The organism is Vibrio sp. Y42_MX_L11 (genome assembly GCF_024181785.1).
Classification (GTDB): Bacteria; Pseudomonadota; Gammaproteobacteria; order Enterobacterales; family Vibrionaceae; genus Vibrio; species Vibrio diabolicus.
This window is the reverse complement of sequence record NZ_JAMZAP010000002.1, coordinates 383,801-404,336: the sequence shown is the minus strand read 5'-3', so window position 1 is coordinate 404,336 and position 20,536 is coordinate 383,801. Positions and strand designations below refer to the sequence as shown.

16 protein-coding genes are annotated in these 20,536 nt (G+C 45.6%); 2 read left to right on the top strand and 14 right to left on the bottom strand.

Annotated features, from left to right (window positions below; all coding sequences use genetic code 11):
- Nucleotides 1-5: 5 nt before the first annotated feature.
- On the bottom strand, nucleotides 6-1,112 hold the full coding sequence (locus NL643_RS03705; RefSeq protein WP_005397213.1) for a response regulator: 1,107 nt from the start codon (nucleotides 1,110-1,112) through the stop codon (nucleotides 6-8).
- A gap of 288 nt (nucleotides 1,113-1,400) precedes the next feature.
- Between NL643_RS03705 and NL643_RS03700 the strand changes: the two genes are divergently transcribed.
- Nucleotides 1,401-2,276: a LysR family transcriptional regulator gene (locus NL643_RS03700; RefSeq protein ID WP_005397211.1), complete on the top strand. Its 876-nt coding sequence runs from the start codon at nucleotides 1,401-1,403 to the stop codon at nucleotides 2,274-2,276.
- A gap of 66 nt (nucleotides 2,277-2,342) precedes the next feature.
- On the opposite strand, the gene purF is transcribed toward NL643_RS03700, so the two are convergent.
- The 10 genes from purF to fabB form a co-directional block, all read right to left on the bottom strand.
- Nucleotides 2,343-3,857: an amidophosphoribosyltransferase gene (gene purF, locus NL643_RS03695; protein WP_005397209.1), complete on the bottom strand. Its 1,515-nt coding sequence runs from the start codon at nucleotides 3,855-3,857 to the stop codon at nucleotides 2,343-2,345.
- Nucleotides 3,858-3,893: 36 nt separating this feature from the next.
- Nucleotides 3,894-4,385: a CvpA family protein gene (locus tag NL643_RS03690; RefSeq protein ID WP_005380590.1), complete on the bottom strand. Its 492-nt coding sequence runs from the start codon at nucleotides 4,383-4,385 to the stop codon at nucleotides 3,894-3,896.
- Nucleotides 4,386-4,446: 61 nt separating this feature from the next.
- Nucleotides 4,447-5,040 carry an SPOR domain-containing protein gene (locus NL643_RS03685; protein ID WP_253643914.1) on the bottom strand — a complete coding sequence of 198 codons (594 nt, stop codon included), beginning with the start codon at nucleotides 5,038-5,040 and terminating at the stop codon, nucleotides 4,447-4,449.
- A 14-nt stretch (nucleotides 5,041-5,054) separates the two neighbouring features.
- Nucleotides 5,055-6,317: a bifunctional tetrahydrofolate synthase/dihydrofolate synthase gene (gene folC, locus NL643_RS03680; RefSeq protein WP_104969670.1), complete on the bottom strand. Its 1,263-nt coding sequence runs from the start codon at nucleotides 6,315-6,317 to the stop codon at nucleotides 5,055-5,057.
- 46 nt (nucleotides 6,318-6,363) lie between these two features.
- Nucleotides 6,364-7,290, bottom strand: a complete 927-nt coding sequence (accD, locus tag NL643_RS03675) for an acetyl-CoA carboxylase, carboxyltransferase subunit beta (RefSeq protein ID WP_005380583.1) — start codon at nucleotides 7,288-7,290, stop codon at nucleotides 6,364-6,366.
- 197 nt (nucleotides 7,291-7,487) lie between these two features.
- Nucleotides 7,488-8,282: a tRNA pseudouridine(38-40) synthase TruA gene (truA, locus tag NL643_RS03670; RefSeq protein ID WP_005397196.1), complete on the bottom strand. Its 795-nt coding sequence runs from the start codon at nucleotides 8,280-8,282 to the stop codon at nucleotides 7,488-7,490.
- Between the two features lie 138 nt (nucleotides 8,283-8,420).
- Nucleotides 8,421-12,797, bottom strand: coding sequence for a FimV/HubP family polar landmark protein (locus NL643_RS03665; protein WP_253643913.1), 4,377 nt, complete (start codon nucleotides 12,795-12,797; stop codon nucleotides 8,421-8,423).
- Nucleotides 12,798-12,995: 198 nt separating this feature from the next.
- Nucleotides 12,996-14,009 carry an aspartate-semialdehyde dehydrogenase gene (locus NL643_RS03660; RefSeq protein ID WP_006741728.1) on the bottom strand — a complete coding sequence of 338 codons (1,014 nt, stop codon included), beginning with the start codon at nucleotides 14,007-14,009 and terminating at the stop codon, nucleotides 12,996-12,998.
- A complete protein-coding gene (locus NL643_RS03655; protein ID WP_046875557.1) occupies nucleotides 14,006-15,139 on the bottom strand; it encodes a 4-phosphoerythronate dehydrogenase in 1,134 nt (377 codons plus the stop codon). Before NL643_RS03655 ends, NL643_RS03660 begins: the two co-directional genes overlap by 4 nt.
- A 341-nt stretch (nucleotides 15,140-15,480) precedes the next feature.
- Entirely contained in the window at nucleotides 15,481-16,692 is a 1,212-nt protein-coding gene (gene fabB / locus NL643_RS03650; RefSeq protein WP_006741726.1) for a beta-ketoacyl-ACP synthase I, read from the bottom strand.
- 128 nt (nucleotides 16,693-16,820) lie between these two features.
- Here fabB and mnmC point away from each other — a divergent pair, with 128 nt between their 5' ends.
- Nucleotides 16,821-18,839: a bifunctional tRNA (5-methylaminomethyl-2-thiouridine)(34)-methyltransferase MnmD/FAD-dependent 5-carboxymethylaminomethyl-2-thiouridine(34) oxidoreductase MnmC gene (gene mnmC / locus NL643_RS03645; RefSeq protein ID WP_152811806.1), complete on the top strand. Its 2,019-nt coding sequence runs from the start codon at nucleotides 16,821-16,823 to the stop codon at nucleotides 18,837-18,839.
- Between the two features lie 76 nt (nucleotides 18,840-18,915).
- Here the strand turns inward: mnmC and NL643_RS03640 are convergent, their stop codons facing one another.
- From NL643_RS03640 to NL643_RS03630, 3 genes are all read right to left on the bottom strand, one after another.
- Nucleotides 18,916-19,440 (bottom strand): NADPH-dependent FMN reductase, encoded by a 525-nt coding sequence (locus tag NL643_RS03640; protein WP_253643912.1) that lies wholly within the window; start codon nucleotides 19,438-19,440, stop codon nucleotides 18,916-18,918.
- A gap of 145 nt (nucleotides 19,441-19,585) precedes the next feature.
- Nucleotides 19,586-19,849: a YfcL family protein gene (locus tag NL643_RS03635; RefSeq protein WP_005397926.1), complete on the bottom strand. Its 264-nt coding sequence runs from the start codon at nucleotides 19,847-19,849 to the stop codon at nucleotides 19,586-19,588.
- Nucleotides 19,850-19,874: 25 nt separating this feature from the next.
- Complete coding sequence (locus tag NL643_RS03630; protein WP_012841543.1) at nucleotides 19,875-20,405, bottom strand: elongation factor P hydroxylase; 531 nt, start codon at nucleotides 20,403-20,405, stop codon at nucleotides 19,875-19,877.
- Between the last annotated feature and the right edge of the window lie 131 nt (nucleotides 20,406-20,536).

Here is a 20,536-nt window from a genome sequence, read left to right as displayed (position 1 = left end):
CAGAATTATACCAGTCGTGATTTCCGGGCAATATTTAAGCTAAAACTTGAAGAACCTAAACAACCAATGGATAGCTGACCAGCAACACCTAGCGGTAAATCTCGGGTTATGAAGTTTTTCATACTTCCTGCCCCTAAACAGTTACCTGCCGCGATATGTTGATTAGTATTTCCGTCAGACCAATGACTATCTAAACCCGCAGGCAGGATAGAAACGGAGGACGAAGCCAGATCAGCGACACCAAATACAGCATTAACCGCACCAGCGCACTCTGAACACTCGATTCCTTTTTCAATGATCCCTACCATATCCTTCAGATCAGCACTGAAACTCTTCAAATTACGCAGGTAATCGTCAAACAAAGCCCTAACAAGCAATGTCGTCGCGACACCATCATTACTCTGGGAAGCAGAGTCAACGAGATAGAACGCAAATTGCCCGTTCATTAACCAACGATAATCAAACACCAGTGGCATAACGTCCGTCGATTGCAATAAACGGTATGAGCAGCGCCAATCACCTTGAGAAGCATCTTTCTCTGGCAATAGAGCATGCAGTAAATCTCTTGCAGCACTCGGGTTCTGCTGCAAATACTCTAGATGCCAGTGAAGCTCTTGCTCATCTGGGATTTCGCCACCGTCATCGACTCGGAACCACTGACTTGAAAAGTCTCGCTGTTCTGAGAAATGGCTATCGGTATCTTCGAGCGTATTGTCTATCGCCTGAGATAGGTGCTCATAATTACCTATCGGTTTAGGAAGAAAATCTTTAATACCAAATCGCAACGCTTTCGCGACATCGGACATTTCATCCGTGCCGGATACCACGATAAGCGGCAAGTATGGATATTCAAGACTGACTTCTTCGACGAATTCAATGCCATCTAATACCGGCATCGATAAATCACACAAGATAAGATCGGGTTGGCATTCCCTGAGTTGTTGAAGCGCCTCTAGGCCGTTTTCAGCTTCTACTACTTTAAAACCCTGACTTTCTAAATAAGCATTGGTTACTTTACGAAATATTGGATCATCATCTACCAACATAATTAGTTTTTGATTAACCACTTCCTGTGCCGAGACCATTGCCGTTTGACTGTGAGTCTTAAACATACCTTTACACCTCACAAAGCTAAGTCAAAAAACAGATTTATTATTAAGTCATTATTTTTGTTGTGTTTACATCCGGCGAAACGTTGCGCAGCAAGACTTGAGGCCGTTCCGCCTTGTTATAAAACGTAGCTTGAAAACGGCGTTTATACAAATATTACGGGGTATAACAGTATTTACTCAAACAGGGTTGCTGTGTTCAAATGATGCAACATGTTGACTTAAAGCAAGCTTTGATCACAAAGTTAATTATAAATTAGCCGTAATCGGTAATTTAATGTGTCTGGAAATATGAAATTAGATGACTTAAACCTGTTTCGACTGGTTGTCGAAAATGGGAGCTACACCGCAACTTCGCGAAAAACCATGATCCCGGTTGCGACCATCACCCGACGCATTCAAGCGCTAGAAGACTCTGTCAATCTTCGACTATTGAACCGTCACGCTCGCAAACTCTCGCTTACAGAAGCCGGGGAACGTTTTTACCATGAGTGCTCCCCTTTGCTACAAAGGCTAACCACGGCAGCAGAGGAAATCACTGACGACTGCCGAGGAGCATCAGGCAAGATTAAGATATCGGCGCCTTATAACTTAACTAAGCGCATGATGATGCCGATGTTCAACAGCTTTATGAAGCAGTATCCGGACATCAATATCGAACTAACGACAGAAAATAATGCAGACAAGCTTGACCCTACTGAATGGGATGTCATTTTTCGAGTGGGGCCCCAACGTGATTCTAGCCTGATCGCACGCAAGATTGGCGAAGTGAAGGATATTCTTGTCGCAAGTCCTGACTACCTTGCCTCGAATCCGGCACCAAACCACGCAGAAGAGCTCTCTAACCATTCATTGCTAAAAGGCTACCCTCTTATCAAGTGGACCTTAATTAATAGCAAAGGCGAGTCTGTAGTAAACGTTGATCGTGGTCGCTTTCAGGCGAATGCACTAAATGTAGTACGCAGTGCTTGTTCCGAAGGTTTAGGCATCACGCTAATGCCAGATGTCATGATCAAAGAATACATCGAAAGCGGCGATTTGGTACGCATACTGCCAGATTGGAGTGCAAACCCGCGCGACATTTATATGCTTTACAACCACAAAGATCACCTGCCAGAGAAAGTTCGTCTCTTTATCGACTTTGTGATCGCTTACAACATTCACTAATTCGATAGCGAATACAAAAAACCAGAGCCGGAGCTCTGGTTTTTTTACGCCTCAAGGAAACGCCTATTATGCGCCTTCGTTATGCAGCTCTAGGTTTGCTAAATCCTGTTGGATTTCAAGTTGTGTTTTCGCATCATCGTTACGAAGACCATCTAAGAAGTCTAGGTATTGTTGGTCAATATCACCCGTTACGTATTCGCCGTTAAACACGGATGTATCGAACTGAGTAATATCTTGGTTTCCAAGACCGACTGCCTCAACCAAGTCTTCTAGACGTTGATAAATCAATGCATCAGCACCAATCTGCTTACAAATTGTATCGTTGTCACGGCCATGAGCAATAAGCTCGGTAGCACTTGGCATATCAATGCCGTACACGTTCGGGAATCGAACTTCTGGTGCTGCTGATACCATGTACACTTTCTTCGCACCCGAATCACGTGCCATTTCGATGATTTGTTCTGACGTAGTACCACGAACGATAGAGTCATCCACCAGCAACACATTCTTATCTTTGAACTCCGAACGAATTGCATTCAACTTGCGACGTACAGATTTCTTACGTTGTTGCTGACCAGGCATGATAAACGTACGCCCCACGTAACGGTTTTTCACGAAGCCTTGGCGGTAAGGGATATCGATCGCTTGAGCGATTTGAAGTGCGATGTCGCACGATGTTTCAGGGATAGGAATAACGACATCAATATCAAGATTTGCGTAGTCTTCACGAATACGTTCGCCTAGCTTTTTACCCATTTCAACGCGAGCACTGTATACCGAAATTTTATCGATGAACGAGTCTGGACGAGCAAAGTACACGAACTCGAAAATACAAGGGTTCAGCTTAGGATTATCTGCACACTGCTTCGTGTACAGTTCACCATCAAACGTTGCGTAGATTGCCTCACCAGGTGCAACATCACGGACAAAATCAAAACCGACGGCATCCAATGCTACCGATTCAGACGCAACCATGTACTCCGCTCTGCCATTAACTTCACGCTTACCTAAACACAGCGGGCGAATACCGTGTGGGTCACGAAACGCAATCATACCATGACCAATGATCATGGCAGTCACAGCGTAAGCACCACGAATTGTGCGATGCACATTGGTGACTGCGCGGAATACGTCTTCTGTCGTGACATTTCCTTTTACTGAGTCAATTTCGTGTGCCAGTACATTTAGTAATACTTCGGAGTCTGAAGTGGTATTGATATGACGGCGATCTTTTTCAAACAGCTTTTGACGAACTTCGTTAGCGTTGGTCAAGTTGCCATTGTGGGCAAGTGTAATACCGAAAGGAGAGTTTACGTAGAAAGGTTGAGCTTCTGAAGCGCTTGAACTACCTGCTGTTGGGTAACGAACATGACCAATTCCGACCTCGCCTTGCAGGCGCTGCATATGTCTTGCTTCAAATACATCCTTGACTAAACCGTTCGCCTTGCGCAGACGAAAACGATTGCTTTCTATGGTACAAATACCAGCGGCATCTTGGCCACGATGCTGTAACACCGTTAACGCGTCATAAATAGACTGGTTTACAGGCGTTGTGCCCACGATTCCAACAATACCACACATGTCCTAATCCTCGATTTGCGACAGTAGCTGGCACTACTAGATAGTGCCAGACAGAAAACTTGATGTTGCTTGTAAATGCTCGAAGAATGGGGCGATGATACGGCTGAACTCAGGGATCAACTGTGAATCTTTCCACCAATCCGAGCTTGGGAATGCAGTAAACGCATCCATAAAAAACAGCACCGCAGAAACAATTAAGACTCCGCGTAGACCACCAAATACAATCCCAAGAATTCGGTCCGTACCTGATAGCCCTGTTTTTTGTACCAGTTGACCAATGACATAATTCACCACTGCACCAACTACCAAGGTCGCGACAAATAAAGCCGCAATCGCCGCTCCGTTACGAAACATGTCATCTTCGATGTTGGTGAAGTACACCGCCAATTTGGCGTAGTAGTTGCTGGAGATAAAAAACGCTCCAAACCAAATCACCAAAGACAAAGCTTCTTTAGCAAAACCGCGAACTAAACTGATCAGAGCTGAAAATCCGATCACACCTAAAATGATAAAATCTATCCAATTCATGTTTTCTTCATCTTAAGTTGGCGCGCATTTTAACAGAAAAAATGCTGACGCAAACGTTTTCTTATGGATTTAATGGCTTAAATTTAAGCAATTGACCTTTTGAGCCTGTAATTTTTTGTAATTCCTTGACTTGTCGTTCAAGTTTACTTTTTGACACATCAGGGCCAACAATCACTCTCGTAAACTCGTTTTCTTTCTTTGTATGGGCTTGATAGCCACGCTTTTGCAAATCAGCGACAAGCGCGACCGCATTTTCGTGATTCTTAAGCGCCATCAACTGAATGATCCAAGCAGAATCTTCATATTGATTTTTTTCTTGCACAGGACGAGTGACCACCTCAACTTGCTCTGGCTGTTTGATGACCTCTGGTTTAGGCATCGGCGTTGGGTCAGGCTCAGAAGCAGCCACTTGGGCGCCCTCTTGCTCCTGCACCACCGCTTCAACTGGAGAGTCCGGTAACGCTATGTCGTCTTCCACTGGCTCTAATATTTCGAAGTTTTCCACATCACTATCAAGTTCAGGTTTGATAGGAATACTGGCAAATTCTTCTTTGTAGTGCAGTTTCTTACCATCTAGCACATCGGGAAGAACAATCACTCCGACTGCGACTAGAATGATGGTGCCGACTAAACGACTTTGGAATTTACTTGCCATCAAAATACCTTTACTTATTTATTATTTGATTGCCAATGTTCCAATACCTCTCCGACGGTATGGAATGAGCCAACCACCAGAATAACGTCTCCTGTCTTTGCGTGGCTTCTCGCACTCTCGAAGGCGTCAACAGGGTTTTCAAAATGAACTTGCCCATCAGGCAAGTATTGGCACAATTCATCAGCTGTCGCCGCTCTCGGTCCAGTAAGCGACGCTGGATACCATTGTGTTGCAACTGGAGTTAGCGCTTCAATGGTTGCTTTAATGTCTTTGTCATGCAGCATTGCAACCACAATATGGATATTCTTACCCAGATATTGTTGCTTCACTCTCTCTACCAAATACTCAGCAGAGTGCGGGTTATGAGCGACATCAAGGACTATTTCAGGTTCGTGATGCAGTACCTGCATACGCCCTGCCAGGCGAGCATTATTCAAGCCATTGACAATGTTTATGTCAGTGATTTGCAATTCCGATGCTCCCAACGCCATCAATGCTGTTGCCGCGTTTTGTAGCGGTAACGATGGGACAGGTAAATCCTCTAACGCAAATGCGCCACTGCTCCACTTCCAACCATTATTAGTTAGTTGGTAATCATACTGAATACCAACTTGGAAGAACTCAGAGCCAATATCGTCAGCATGAGCTGCCACGGTCGCCGGTGGCGTTGGTTGACCACAAATTGCTGGCTTCCCTGGACGGTAAATGCCTGCCTTTTCAAAACCAATGACATTGATGTCATCGCCAAGCCAATCCACATGATCGATCGCTAAGCTCGTAATAACAGAAACATCATGGTCAACAACGTTGGTGGCGTCTAGACGGCCGCCAAGTCCTACTTCAAGCAACACAACGTCGACTTTCTCTGCTTGGAAAATACGTAGCGCAGCAAGCGTACCGAATTCAAAGAGGCTAAGGCTGATATCACCACGCTGCTTTTCTACATAGTCGAATGCTTCACAGTGCTTTACATCTACAACGTCGACGCCATTAATGCGTACACGCTCGTTGTAACGAATCAGGTGCGGAGAGCTGTAAACACCGACTGAATAGCCAGCATCGAGTAAAATAGCTTCCATTAACGCACACGTTGAACCTTTGCCATTGGTTCCGGCAACGGTGATTACGGTTGGAGCTGGTTTGGTAAGATTGGCTTTGTTTGCTACCGCTTGGACACGGTCTAAGCCTAGATCAATTGCTGAGGAATGAATATTTGCTAAATAATCAAGCCACATCTCTAATGAAGATGTGGCTTGAGGAATTGGGTTTTGGGTCATCTAACTTTAACCATTAAATTCTTTGGTTTTTATGTTAGTTGATACTTTACCCTTTTTCGTCCGCTTCTGGTACAGAATATGGTTCTTCATTTGGAGATTCGTTAACCGAAACCACCAAAGGAGACTTGTGGTTAGTCATCTTAGCGATTAGACCACCCACACGCTGACGCATTTCACGACGGTCAACGATCATATCAATCGCACCGTGATCAAGCAGGAACTCACTACGCTGGAAACCTTCAGGAAGATCTTCACGTACAGTTTGCTCGATAACACGACGACCAGCAAAGCCAATCAGCGCCTTAGGTTCACCAATGTTGATATCACCCAACATAGCCAAACTTGCTGATACACCACCCATTGTAGGGTCAGTTAGAACCGAAATAAACGGCAGACCTTTTTCTGATAGACGCTCAAGCGCAGCACTGGTTTTTGCCATTTGCATAAGAGACATCAATGCCTCTTGCATACGAGCGCCACCACTTGCTGAGAAACAAACAAGTGCACAGTTGTTTTCAATTGCTGCATCCACCGCTTTTACGAAGCGAGCACCAACAACTGAACCCATTGAACCGCCCATAAATGAGAATTCAAACGCACACGCCACAAGGGGTAGACCAAGCAGTTCACCTTGCATCACAACTAGCGCATCTTTCTCTCCGCTGTTTTTTTGTGCTGCAGAGATACGCTCTTTGTATCGCTTAGAATCTTTAAATTTCAGTTTATCCTGTGGCTCAAGTTCGGAACCTAATTCAACTCGATTGCCTTCATCTAAAAACGTTTCCAAACGACGACGCGCTTTCATGCGCATGTGATGGTTACACTTTGGACAAACTTCTAGGTTACGCTCTAGTTCAGCATGGTATAAAACCTGTTCACAAGAGGTACATTTAGTCCACACACCTTCTGGGATAGAAGCTTTGCGTGAACTTACTAGGTTGCTTTTCTCTAAAATCTTTTCAAGCCAACTCATGGAAGACCTTTTCTCTCAACTCTTCCGCTTCATTGCGAAAGATATAAATTCGACATAATACCGACGGATTAAACCATATCTTGCAGCTACTGTAGATAAAAAACTGGTTGTACCTATTTTTGATATCATAAATAGCGTATGTTTTCCGCTCACATTCAATGTAAACACTACCGATATTTTGAAATAAGTTTGTAAAATTAGTTCAAATTATCTGGCAAAAACAGTGGACCGATCGGCACTTCAGGTAACCCAAATTCTTCTGGATAGTCTACATCTACCAGGTACAGACCTTCCGCTTTCGCTGTCGCACCCGCTAGTTTGCGATCTTTAGCCTCTAGCAACCATTTGATCCATTCAGGACTCTCTTCACCACGTCCAACCTTTATCAAGCTACCCGTGATGTTACGAACCATATGATGCACGAACGCATTGGCTTTAATATCAATAACCACATAGTTCCCATGGCGCGTAACGTTCAGATGCATCAAGTTTCGAAATGGGCTACGAGACTGACAATGCGCCGCACGAAACGACGTAAAATCATTTTCTCCAAGCAGATACTGCCCTGCCTCATGCATTTTTTTCTCGTCGAGCTCACCATGATAGTGGCTCACACCAGAGTTTAAGATGCCAGGCCGTAAAGCATGATTGAAAATAATGTAACGATAACGGCGCGCTGTCGCTGAGAATCGTGCATGGAAATCATCTGGGACTTCCTTAGCCCAACGAACCGCTATATCACTCGGCATGTTCGCGTTTGCGCCCATGGTCCAAGCTACCATTTTTCGAGTAACGTTGGTATCAAAGTGCACAACTTGTCCTGTGCCATGCACGCCAGCGTCTGTCCGACCAGCACACTGCACTTCAACTGGGTGATTAGCAATAACGGACAATGCTTTCTCTAGCTCTTCTTGGACACTTTTCACTTCTCTTTGGCGCTGCCAACCAAAGTAGTTTGTACCGTTGTACTCGATACCTAATGCGATTCTCATCTTAACCTTCGAACTCTAAAATGGGGCGGGAAGTATATACTCAAGTCACCTCAAGTTGCCAGTTTCAACAAGGATGACGTAGAGGTAGCATCATACTAGCGAGACACAAAAAGGGTAGCCAACGCTACCCTTTTCGATTTATCGGCCATTAATGGCATCAATCAGGCTCTTTGCTTCGCGGCGAATATCATCTTCACCGTAAACAATCGCCTCTTCTAGTAGCTTTATCGCCCCTTGAGAATCGTTCATCTCGAGATAGATTTTAGCAAGGTCCAGTTTTCCAGCAGCTTCAGCGTTGCTATCTACGTCAACATCGCCGATCTCACCGATAACATCTGGAAACTCGTTCAATCCGACATCAAGCTTCAGATCTTCCTCTTCGAACTCACCACCTTCTTTATCGACCTGAGCCATCAATTCATCAATCGTCATAAATTGATTTTTCTTCGGGTCAAAGTCATCCAAGTCGCTTTGCTCTGCCCAGTTTTCTTGCGCGATCTCTGGCTGACTTAGTGCGTCACTCGAATTCCAAACATCACGCTGGTCCTCAGGCACATCTTCCGTAGAACTTACGCTATCGGCAGCTGGTTTAAAGCCATCCCAATCATCTCCAACATCAAGCATGGTTTCAAAATCCATACCTGCGCTTGCGATGGTGTCACTGTCTAACTGACCTTCAAACACCTCTGAACTTGCGTCTTCAGCAAGAAGGTTAGCCATTGAAGATTCATCATCTAAGTCACTTAGCGGCTCACCCTCTGTCGCTGTTGGCTGCACTTCTGGTTCAGTATCAAAACCGTTTTGCTGCGCAAAGACTTCAAACAAAGCATCATGATCGTTATCGGCTTGAATAGCTGGTCTCGATGTCTCTGCTTCAACCTTAGGGCTCTCTGGCGCACCCTCGTTCATTGACGCGAGAACATCTTCCTCATTGAACTCTGGAAGATCTTGGTCGTCAAAACTTAACTCTTCATCCTCACCGGAGATTGGTTCTACATCTACAGTCTCAGAGCTCGGTAATTCTGGCTCTTCTTCCATAGATGCCAAGGCGTCTTCTTCACTGAACTCTGGTAGATCGAGTTCATCAAAATCGAACTCTTCTTCTGCTTCAGTCGCCGACTCAGCTACAGAGCGCTCAGGCTCGATAGATTCTGGTTCATCTAACGTAGGTTCGCCCGCCATAGACGCCAATGCGTCCTCTTCGCTGAACTCTGGCAGATCGAGTTCATCGAAATCGAACTCTTCTTCTGCTTCAGTCGCCGACTCAACTTCAGAGCGCTCAGGCTCGATAGATTCTGGTTCATCTAACGTAGGTTCGCCGGCCATGGAAGCCAATGCATCCTCTTCACTGAACTCTGGCAGTTCGAGTTCATCGAAATCGAACTCTTCTTCTGCTTCAGTAGCCGACTCAGCTTCAGAGCTCTCAGGCTCGATAGACTCTGGGTCATCAAACGCAGGTTCGCCCGCCATGGACGCCAATGCATCCTCTTCACTAAACTCTGGCAGTTCGAGTTCATCGAAATCGAACTCTTCTGCTTCAGTAGCAGACTCAGCTTCAGAGCGCTCAGGCTCGATAGACTCTGATTCATCTAACGTAGGTTCGCCTGCCATGGACGCCAGTGCGTCTTCTTCGCTGAACTCTGGTAGTTCGAGTTCATCAAAATTGAATTCATCTTCTGCTTCAGTCGCCAACTCAACTTCAGAGCGCTCAGGCTCGACAGGCTCTGGTTCATCAAACGCAGGTTCGTCGGCCATGGATGCCAGTGCATCTTCTTCACTGAACTCTGGTAGTTCGAGTTCATCAAAATTGAACTCTTCTTCTGCATTGGTGGCCGAATCAGTTTCTGATGCTAGTTCTGAACTTTCTGGCTCACTTTTGTTACCCGAGTTTTGTTCTTGTTCTGGTTGAGTTTCACTTTCTAGTTCAGGCTCATCCAGTAGCCAATCCTCTTCTTGTGGAACACCAAATTCATTTTCTACTGTATTTGGTGTCGGAGTGAACGCCGGAGCGTCTTCTTCTGTCTCAACTTGAGGCGGCACTTTAGCATCAGGCTCTACTGATGCACCTTGCGTTGACTTAGAATTGGCATCCTCTTCTTGTTGTGGCGAAGATTCCTCTATCTCAGCTTGCGGCTCTTCAACTTGTTGTTGCGCTAAATCATCTTCAGTATCAAATAGCGCATCCAGTTCAGCAGAAAAGTCCGCTTTTTCTTGCTCTGTAGGCTGAAGCTCTTCACTGTCTGACTCAAACAAGTCGTCTAGCTCGCTCATTAAAGGATCGTTCTCTGGTGAGAGGTCCTCTAAATCACCCAGAAACTCATCGCTGCTAAATGGCTCTGAAGCAGTTTCTGGCTCGGTTAATGGTTGCTCTGGCGCTGTTTGTTGTGGGTCTGGTTGACTGTCACTTAATAAAGCGTCGATGTCCAAACCAGACTCAATTTCCGGCTCTTCATGAGCGGGCTCTGACTCGGCTATTGAAGATGGTTTTTCGTCGCCGTCTGGTTCGCCAAAACCAAGTGAAGCGAGTAACTCTTCCTCTTCCGATTTATTCTGTGCAGGGCTTTCGTCCTCTCGAATCAGATCATCAAACGGATCTAACTCAGTCTCAGTTTCTGTCTCTTCATCAAGTTCGGATGTGACGTCATCAATGAGTTCATCCAGTAAATCTGTGCTATCTGCATCTAACTCTTCAATCGAGTCATCACCTTCAAAACCAGAGAGTGCTTCTAGCTCATTCAGTGGGTCAAACTCGTCGTCTGTTTCATCTTCGTCAAAATCGATCAGTTCATCGAGTAAGTCCGTACTGTTTTCATCTAGAACGGCGTCTTCGCTGGCGTCACCTTCAACTTCTGTCGACTCAGTAACAGGCTGCTCGTATTGAGCTAATAGCTTATCGATATCGTCATCAGATGCCTCTCCTGCGCTAAAATCATCATCCGATACGGGCTGTTTTAGTTCAGGTTCATCGGTATCTAGGTCGAAGTCGTCATTGCCAAGTTCCGCAAACAAGTCATCAAGCATATCCTGATCGACAGTGTCACTTGGTAACTCTTCTGACGGTTCATCTGCTGCAAGTAGTTCCGCAAATGCGTCTTCTGAAAGCGAGTCTGCTTTCTCGTTCGTATCATCTGAAAGATCGAAGCCAGCCTCATCGTCATCGAGCACTTCTAGTTCTGGAGCAACCTCATCTAAGGCTCGCTCCATCTCTTCTAAACCAAGCGCTTTTTCTTCGCCGTTAACTTGGATACCATTGTTCGATGACTCAAACTCATCCAGACCAACATCCAGGTCGCCGTCATCACCGATACCCGCAAATGGGTCATCGTCCCCTTCTAAGTTGAAATCCAGTTCTTCATCGTCAAGGTTGGCAAAGACGTCTTCTTCTAAATCTGGCTTCTCTTCTTGTGTAGCCTGAGTATTAATATCTTCATCTGCGAACAACTCATCATCAAGTGTGAGTTCTTCATCCAGCTCGTCCGTCGCCGCTAAACCAATTGGCGCAGCTAATGGATCGGTTTCCTGCTGCGATTGCGCAGCAGGCTCTTCCTCTTTGTTTTTAGAACGGCGACCAAGCAACATCACAACCAATAGTGCCAGCAATGCACCTGGAATAAGCGCCGCTAAGCCGACAAGCCAACCATTAGACAAAATCTTGTCAATCGTACTTGGCTGTATGCGTTGTTGCTCAGCAAGGCGCTGGCGCTCTTCAGCAAGCAGTTTCTCGACTTCCGAGCGAATGCGTTCTTCGTCATTCAGCTCATTTTTCAAGGTTTCAACTTCGCTTTGCACTTCTGACAACATTAAGCGAAGACGATGGTTCTTCTCTTCCAATGACTCTAATTCACTTTGTGAGCCTTGAAGTTTGTCTTTTAACGCACTGACCTGCTTTTCACCCTGCGGAGAGGTGTTCACAGGTGGCGCAGGAATAACTGGTATTGTTTTTTGAACCGGTTTTGGTTCCGCAGCTACAGTGATTTCTGGTTTAGGAGCAACAGGCTTGGGTTCTACTTTTATTTGTGGCTTTGGTTGCTCGGTGACGCGTTGCGCTGGCGTGGCTCTATTTGTCGGCTTCGGCTGTTTTAACTTAGCCTCGTGCGCCTTCATAATCGCAACAGCTTGCTCTGTAGTCGCGCTTTGCACTTGCTCTAGAGACGGTACTCGTAGTCGACTCCCTGGAATCAACTCATGAATGTTTTGGTTCTCAAACGCTTGAGGGTTAATTCGATAAATGGCAAGAAGCGTTTGTTGAACGGTAACACCGCGTGAAGGTCGTAATTCTGAAGCGATCGACCATAGTGTTTGATTTTCACCAGTCGGACCAAAGAAACGTGACGGCTGAGTATTTGCAGGAGGAGCAGGTAATGCTCGCTCAATATCTTCAGCATAGCTCGGAGATGATTGCACTTCACCAGACGGTCCAACAAGACGAATTCCTTCGGCTTGAACCACTGATGATGTCTGAGTCGCGCTCATCAACACAAGGGCTGCTAACAAACGCTTATAATTTTGACGCATAGAAGGCTCAGTTTTGTGCTAAATACAATTTGAAATGGTGATCGGTTAAATATATCGGATATCACATGCAAAACTATAGCGTTGAGAATAAAAAATGTGTGGCTCTCGCCATATTCGTACTAATCTCACACTATTTTGTTCCGTTCGTACAAAAAAGCCTCGCACAGTGCGAGGCTTTGAAATGAACTGGTAAGTGACTTAGTAGTAATCGCGGATCAGAACTTCAGCGATTTGTACCGCGTTAGTTGCTGCGCCTTTACGCACGTTATCCGCCACAACCCACAAGTTTACACCACTGTGGTGGCTGATATCGTTGCGGATTCGACCAACCATAACATGATCTTTACCGCCCGCATCACGCACTTGTGTCGGGAAGTCATCACCGTGGAAGACTTCAATGCCTTCTGTTTGCTCAAGCAAGTTAACAACTTCTTGTGCATCGATTGGAGAGCGAGTCTCAATGTGAAGCGCTTCAGCATGACCATAGAATACCGGCACACGCACACACGTTGGGTTTACTGTGATTGATGGATCGTTAAAGATCTTCTGTGTTTCCCACACCATTTTCATTTCTTCTTTGGTGTAGCCATTTTCCATCATCTGATCGATTTGCGGAATACAGTTAAACGCAATCTGTTGAGAGAATTGCTTCTTATCCGCTGGCAGACCGTTTAGAAGCTTAGCCGTTTGACCTGCTAGTTCGTCAATGCCCGCTTTACCCGCACCAGATACGGATTGGTATGTAGATACGTTAATACGCTCAATACCCACTGCATCGTGAATTGGTTTTAGTGCCACCAGCATTTGAATGGTCGAACAGTTTGGGTTCGCGATGATGTTACGGTTACGAAACTCTGCAATCGCTTCTGGGTTTACTTCTGGCACAACAAGAGGAATGTCGTACTCATAACGGAAGTGTGAAGTGTTGTCGATAACGATAACACCTTCATCTGCCGCGATTGGCGCCCATTTTTCAGATAGTTCACCACCAGCAGAGAACAACGCAATATGAGCTTGAGACCAATCAAACTCTTCAACGTTCTGTACACGAACCGTTTTGCCATTAAAGCGATAAGTCTTGCCTTCGCTACGCTCACTTGCCAATAAGTGAATGTCACCCACTGGGAATTTACGTTCTTGAAGCACTTCTAAAATTGTTTCACCGACCGCACCGGTCGCACCTAAAATGGCAACATTATATTGCTGGCTCATTGACTTACCTCAATCTGAAAACCTAGTTCTGCTAATGGAGCAAGGTTACATGTTTTGTTACCCACTAGCGTGACAGCGCTGTATTCACGGCGATCCCAGTAGTTTTTACGCATCAGGTCAAAAGCGCCTGGCTTACTGATCTCACGACGGAAAAGAGCGTCATCTCTACGCACATCATAGATTAACTGCGTGATGTTATGCAGTGTTGCTTCATCCCAAGCTCTGTCCAATACCATAGTTGGAACAGGCGCGGTTGGCAGTAAATCGCTGGCATGCGCACGTAATTCGTTATTTAAGAACTCACAGTAGCTGTTGAAAATCATCGTCGTACCGCGAGCTTTCCCTTCCAAGCCGTAGCCTGCAACGTGAGGGGTTGCGAATGCTAGCAGAGGCAGAAGCTCCATATCAACCTCTGGTTCAAATTCAAATACGTCAAGCGCTGCGGTAAAACCGTCGTTTTTCAAAAGACGTTGCTTCAATGCCTCGTTATCAACGATTGGACCTCGCGCGGCGTTAATCAAAATCTGATCACCACGAAGCGAGTTTAAAACCGTTTCATCAATTAAATGATAAGTTGGATATGGGCCATCTTTGGTGATTGGCGTATGTAGTGTAATGATGTCTGAGCTTTCAATCAGTTCTGTCAACGGAGTAAAGCTACGAGGATCACCAGCCTCTTGTTTGAATGGGTCATTGATGAGAACTTTAATCCCCATGCCTTTCAAACATTTCTCTAGGTAGCTACCTACTTGGCCTGCACCAATAATACCTACCGTCTTGTCAAATACCGAGAAGCCTTGTTGCTGAGCGAGCACCATCATTACGCTGAACGCATACTCCGCCACACCCACTTTGTTACAACCCGGCGCAGCGGTGAAGAATATACCTTTCTCTTTTAAAAGCGCTTGGTCGACATGATCCATACCTGCTGTTGCGGTACCAACAAACTTTAGCTTGTTTGCTTTGCTGATTAGATCGGCATTCACTTTGGTTACCGAGCGAATCATTAGGGCATCAACATCCACTAAATCATCAGCCGTCAGTGTACGACCTGGTTTTAGAATCACTTCACCGAGTTGGCTGAATAGCTCTTCAGCGTACGGCATATTTTCATCAACAATAATTTTCATAGCGCCAGCGTTTTAACATCCATTTGTATGAGTTCGTTTATTCGCAAGATGCGAAACTAAAACGATTGTGCCCTTTTCCCGAAAAATCTCAAGAAATAACCCTAATAAACCTCAAGGAGATTGGCTCCAAAGAAATCGTTTAACGGGAAGCAACGTAAAAAGCAGAAATTGAGAAAAGAAAAAGCCCGGCTAAATAGCCGGGCAAAGTTCCAGAACAAAAGGATCCTATCCCGCTCTCCATGGGATAGAGTCTGCGTCTGTTCGATCAGTGTGACTGATCAAGCTCTGGAAACTGGATTGTTGACGCTGTTCTCACTCACGTGGCGCGCCAACAAATTCAGTTAACCTTGGTACTTTTTAATAACCAAAGTTGCGTTTGTGCCGCCAAAGCCAAAGCTGTTTGACATTACGGTTGTTAACTCTGCATCACGTGCTTCTGTCACGATGTCCAGACCTTGAGCTGCTTCGTCCAAGTTTTCAATATTGATGCTTGGAGCAATGAAGTTTTTGTCTAGCATAAGTGTTGAGTAAATCGCTTCGTGCACACCAGCGGCGCCTAGTGCGTGACCAGTCATTGCTTTTGTTGCAGAGATTGCTGGGCTGTTCTCACCAAACAATTGTTGGATCGCACCAAGCTCTTTCACGTCACCAACTGGTGTCGACGTGCCGTGCGTGTTGATGTAATCCACACCGTCAACGTCTTGCATCGCCATCTTCATACAACGGATCGCGCCTTCTCCTGATGGTGCTACCATGTCGTAGCCATCTGAAGTCGCACCGTAACCTACGATCTCACCGTAGATTTTCGCGCCACGTGCTAGAGCGTGCTCAAGTTCTTCGATAACCAGCATGCCGCCACCGCCAGAGATAACGAAACCATCACGGTCCGCATCATACGTACGAGATGCTTTGTCTGGAGTGTCGTTGTATTTCGTTGACAGCGCACCCATGGCGTCAAACATCATGGTTTGAGACCAATCAAGCTCTTCACCGCCACCCGCAAAAACAATGTCTTGTTTACCAAGTTGAATAAGCTCCATCGCGTGACCGATACAGTGTGCAGAGGTAGCACATGCAGAGCTCATTGAGTAGTTCACACCACGAATCTTAAATGGCGTAGCAAGACAAGCGGAAACCGTAGAAGACATAGTACGAGGAACCATGTAAGGGCCAACTCGTTTTACGCCTTTTGCGCGCATCGTGTCTGTCGCTACCGTTTGGTTGTATGCAGAAGCACCGCCAGAACCCGCAACGATACCGGTACGATCGTTTGAAACCTGATCCTCTGTAAGACCAGCGTCTGCGATTGCCTGCTCCATTGATAGGTATGCATAAGCAGCCGCATCACCCATAAAGCGCATCTGCTTACGGTCGATGTGTTCCGCCGGGTTGATTTTTAGGTCACCCCATACTTGCGAACGAAGACCGTGTTCTTTGAACTGCTCAGATGCAGTGATGCCAGATTTGCCCGCTTTAAGAGACGCTAGAACTTCTTCGACGTTGTTACCGATACTTGAAACAATACCCATACCGGTGATTACGACTCGTTTCATTATGACATTCCTATAATTCAAAAATCCGCTAGATGATAACTAAGATAGTCAACAAAAGTGGTCAGCTTTCCCATAAATTCGTACAATCGCCCCATTCTTACCGCGCCAAATCACAAATTTGCACCATTATGACTTCAATAAAAAACGCAGAACTTGGTTGGAACGAAGCTGGTACTCCGGTTTCAGACCAATTTGATGATGTTTACTTCTCTAACGTAAACGGTCTTGAAGAGACACGCTACGTTTTCTTAAAACAAAATCATCTCCCAGAAAGATGGCAGGAATTTGACCAAAGACGTTTTGTCATTGGTGAAACAGGATTTGGCACGGGATTAAACTTCTTAGCAGTATGCCAGTGGTTTAGTGAGTTTCGTCGTCAGCATCCAGACGCAGCATTGAAAGAGCTGCATTTTATTAGCTTTGAAAAATACCCGCTAAGCCAAGCGGATTTAAAGAAGGCGCATGAAGCTTGGCCTGAGCTAGCTGAGTACGCGGAAAAGTTACAAAAGCACTACCCTGTCGCCGTACCTGAGTGTCACCGCATTGTGCTTGAAGATGGCGCAATTACACTCGACCTTTGGTTTGGCGACATCAAAGACTGCATGCCGCAAGTCCCATACAACGAGCAAGGTTTGATTGACGCTTGGTTTTTAGATGGATTCGCGCCAAGTAAAAACCCAGAAATGTGGAACCAAAATCTGTTCAACAACATGGCTAAGTTAGCCAAGCAAGACTGTACAGTTGCCACTTTTACCGCAGCGGGCTTTGTGCGTCGAGGATTGAACGAAGCAGGCTTTGCAATGAAAAAAGTCAAAGGCTTTGGCACCAAGCGAGAAATGATCGCAGGTTCGATGGAACAACGTGAAAAGCAGTCGAACCATCTCCCTTGGTTCAATCGCACAGCATCTAGCAATCTTGATTCGATTGCTATCATTGGTGGTGGTATAGCCAGCGCGGCGTTAGCGAAAACGTTGGTTCGTCGTGGCCAAAACGTCACGCTTTACTGTAAAGACACTCAACCAGCCGAAGGAGCGTCGGGTAATCGTCAAGGGGCCGTGTATCCCTTGTTGAACGGTCCTCATACTGGTGTTTCGCGTGTGTTTGCGCCTGCATTTTTGTTTGCAAGACAATTTATTGAACAAGCTGCGAAGTCGGTTACATTCGATCACGATTGGTGTGGTGTAACTCAGCTAATGTGGGATGAAAAATCTGCTGATAAGCTGGAAAAGATGCTTGCGGGTAATTTTCCTTCTGAATTGATTCAAAAACTGTCCGCCGAGGAAACTGCGAATACTATCGGATTACCTATCGATATGTCGTCTGTGCACTATCCTATGGGAGGGTGGTTGTGCCCTGCCGAGCTAACGCGTGGGTTAATCAAACAATTAGAACAGACATCGTTACTCTCAACGAAGTTTGAACATCACGTTGAAGCATTAAATTGGGATGAAGACCATCAGCTTTGGACACTAACGGTCAATGGTCAAACATTTGAGCACTCAACCGTTGTGGTTGCGAATGGCCATGAGTTCCAAACATTGAGCCAAACCGCTTCCCTGCCGATGGGACAGGTGAAAGGGCAAGTCAGTCATGCTCCGGCAACCGAAACGCTGAGTCAATTGAAAACGGTATTGTGTTACGACGGCTACATGACGCCTGTTAACCCAAACAATCAGCACCTGTGCATAGGCGCAAGCTACGATCGCTGTCACCTAGACTACGAATTTGATGAAAACGCTCAGAAGGATAACGCAGAAAAATTAGTTAAGTGCGTACCGAACCAAGAATGGCCAAAAGAGGTAGATATCAGTGGCAATCGATCTCGCCAAGGTATTCGCTGCGTGAGCCGAGATCACTTACCATTTGTCGGAAATGTGGGTGACTTTGAGACGATAAAAACGCAATACGCCAACTTACAAAATCAAAAAGCAGAAGAGGTAGAAACCGTTCATCAGTTCACTAACCTATTCTGCTTCTTAGGTTTAGGATCTCGTGGGCTGAGCTCTGCACCATTGTTAGCTGAAGTGTTGGCCTCGCAAATCTGTGGGGACCCGCTGCCATTACCTGTTGATGTATTGACCGAACTTCATCCAAGTCGAATGTGGGTTCGTAAACTAAGAAAAGGCAAAGCCATTACTGAGCTGTAAGAGTATCCTCTCGTTTACATTCCCGACGCAAATATGTGTCGGGAATCACTAACTCATTAAGTCACTCGTGTTGAAATTACTTCAGCCGTGCAATTGCCCGTTTCACTTGTTCTGCCACTTCCGGATTTACCGCCTCACCAGACTCCACGTCAAAGTTCTCGTAGAAGCTCGGCACAGATAGCGATGCTTTCACATCTGCTCCGAAAAATTGCGCGGAACCTGTTGCCGCTGCAAGAACGCTCTGTGCGCCACCCGGACCAGGAGAAGTTGCTAAGTAAACGACTGGCTTGTTTTGGAATACGTTGCGCTCAATGCGCGTCGCCCAATCAAATAGGTTTTTATACGCTGCTGGGTATGAACCGTTATGCTCTGCGAAGGAAACAACAATAGCGTCAGCCTCAGCCAAATCACGTAAAAATGCGACTGCACCTTCAGCTTGACCAATTTCTTTCTCTTTGTCTTCGCTAAACATCGGTACTTGATAATTGTTTAAGTCTAAAACGTTCACTTGAGCGTCTTCGACTTGGTTTGCTGCGTATGTAGCAAGTAATTTGTTGATTGAGGTAGAGCTGGTAGAAGCACCAAATGCGACAATTTTCATGGTTGTAATCCTTTGTTCACGTTTTATGCTAACCAGAATAAAAGTTGAACAGTTTCGCTACAACCACAAAAATTTTATGGAGAGGTTCGAATTTTTCGAAGTAGTAAATGATTTGGACTAATAAATGGAGAACGACGTTCGGAGATTAAGCCTGAGCCTGCAGTTCTTGCCACAAGTCACTGACGATCGCGCGATCAGCTGGGCTTAACTCGGTACGAGCGTCTTCCAAACTGCTCTCAATGCGTGACTTCAGCTCAGTAATATCGCTAATGCCTTCTTCTTCACAAGATGCCGCAGACAAAGAGATGTGACCACGTAGATAACCACCAGCAAACAATTCATCGTCAGATGCTGTTTCAATTCGAGCATCAATCAGTTCCAGTAGTTTTTCTTCAAATTCAATAATCATGGTGTATCTCTGAGGTTATTTGAGGTTATTTAACGCAAAAGTCTGACGCTTCCAGCGGCTTGGTTTGGTAAAACGCACGCAGAGCATCCGAAAGCATTTTCACTCGCAAAGGCAAGCCAGCTTCCAAAATACCTAACACTTCTTTATGCACTTTCTGCATAAAGCCGAGCCTATCTGGTTCAAAATCGCCGTGTAGATTGTCACAACTCACCGTAAAAGGGAAGCCAGCACTTTGTGCCAGAATCCATTCATAAGCTTGCGGACGCACTTCAACTTTCTCAAACTCCGCTTGAACTTCTGCCGTGCGCCCATCGGGTTCATACCAATAGCCAAAATCTTCCAGCAAACGACGCTCTGGCCCTGCCACACACCAATGCGAGATTTCGTGTAATGCGGAGGCATAAAAACCCCGAGCAAAAATAATCCGATGATGAGGATGCTCATCATCAGCAGGAAGATAAATAGGCTCATCACCACCTAACTCCAATTTCGTATTAAATTGGTCTAAAAAGGTGTCATTGAAAATGGTGATAAGGTCTTGGTATTCGTGGGTCATCGTCGAGTTTGTACTTCAGTTTGACATGCGCTGCGTATTGTCGCTGTTTTTATCTATAAGGTAAAGGTGCTCCCACAGTTTTGGTTATTAGTTGAATTTATCTGAACATCGCTTTCTCCATATAATTTCTC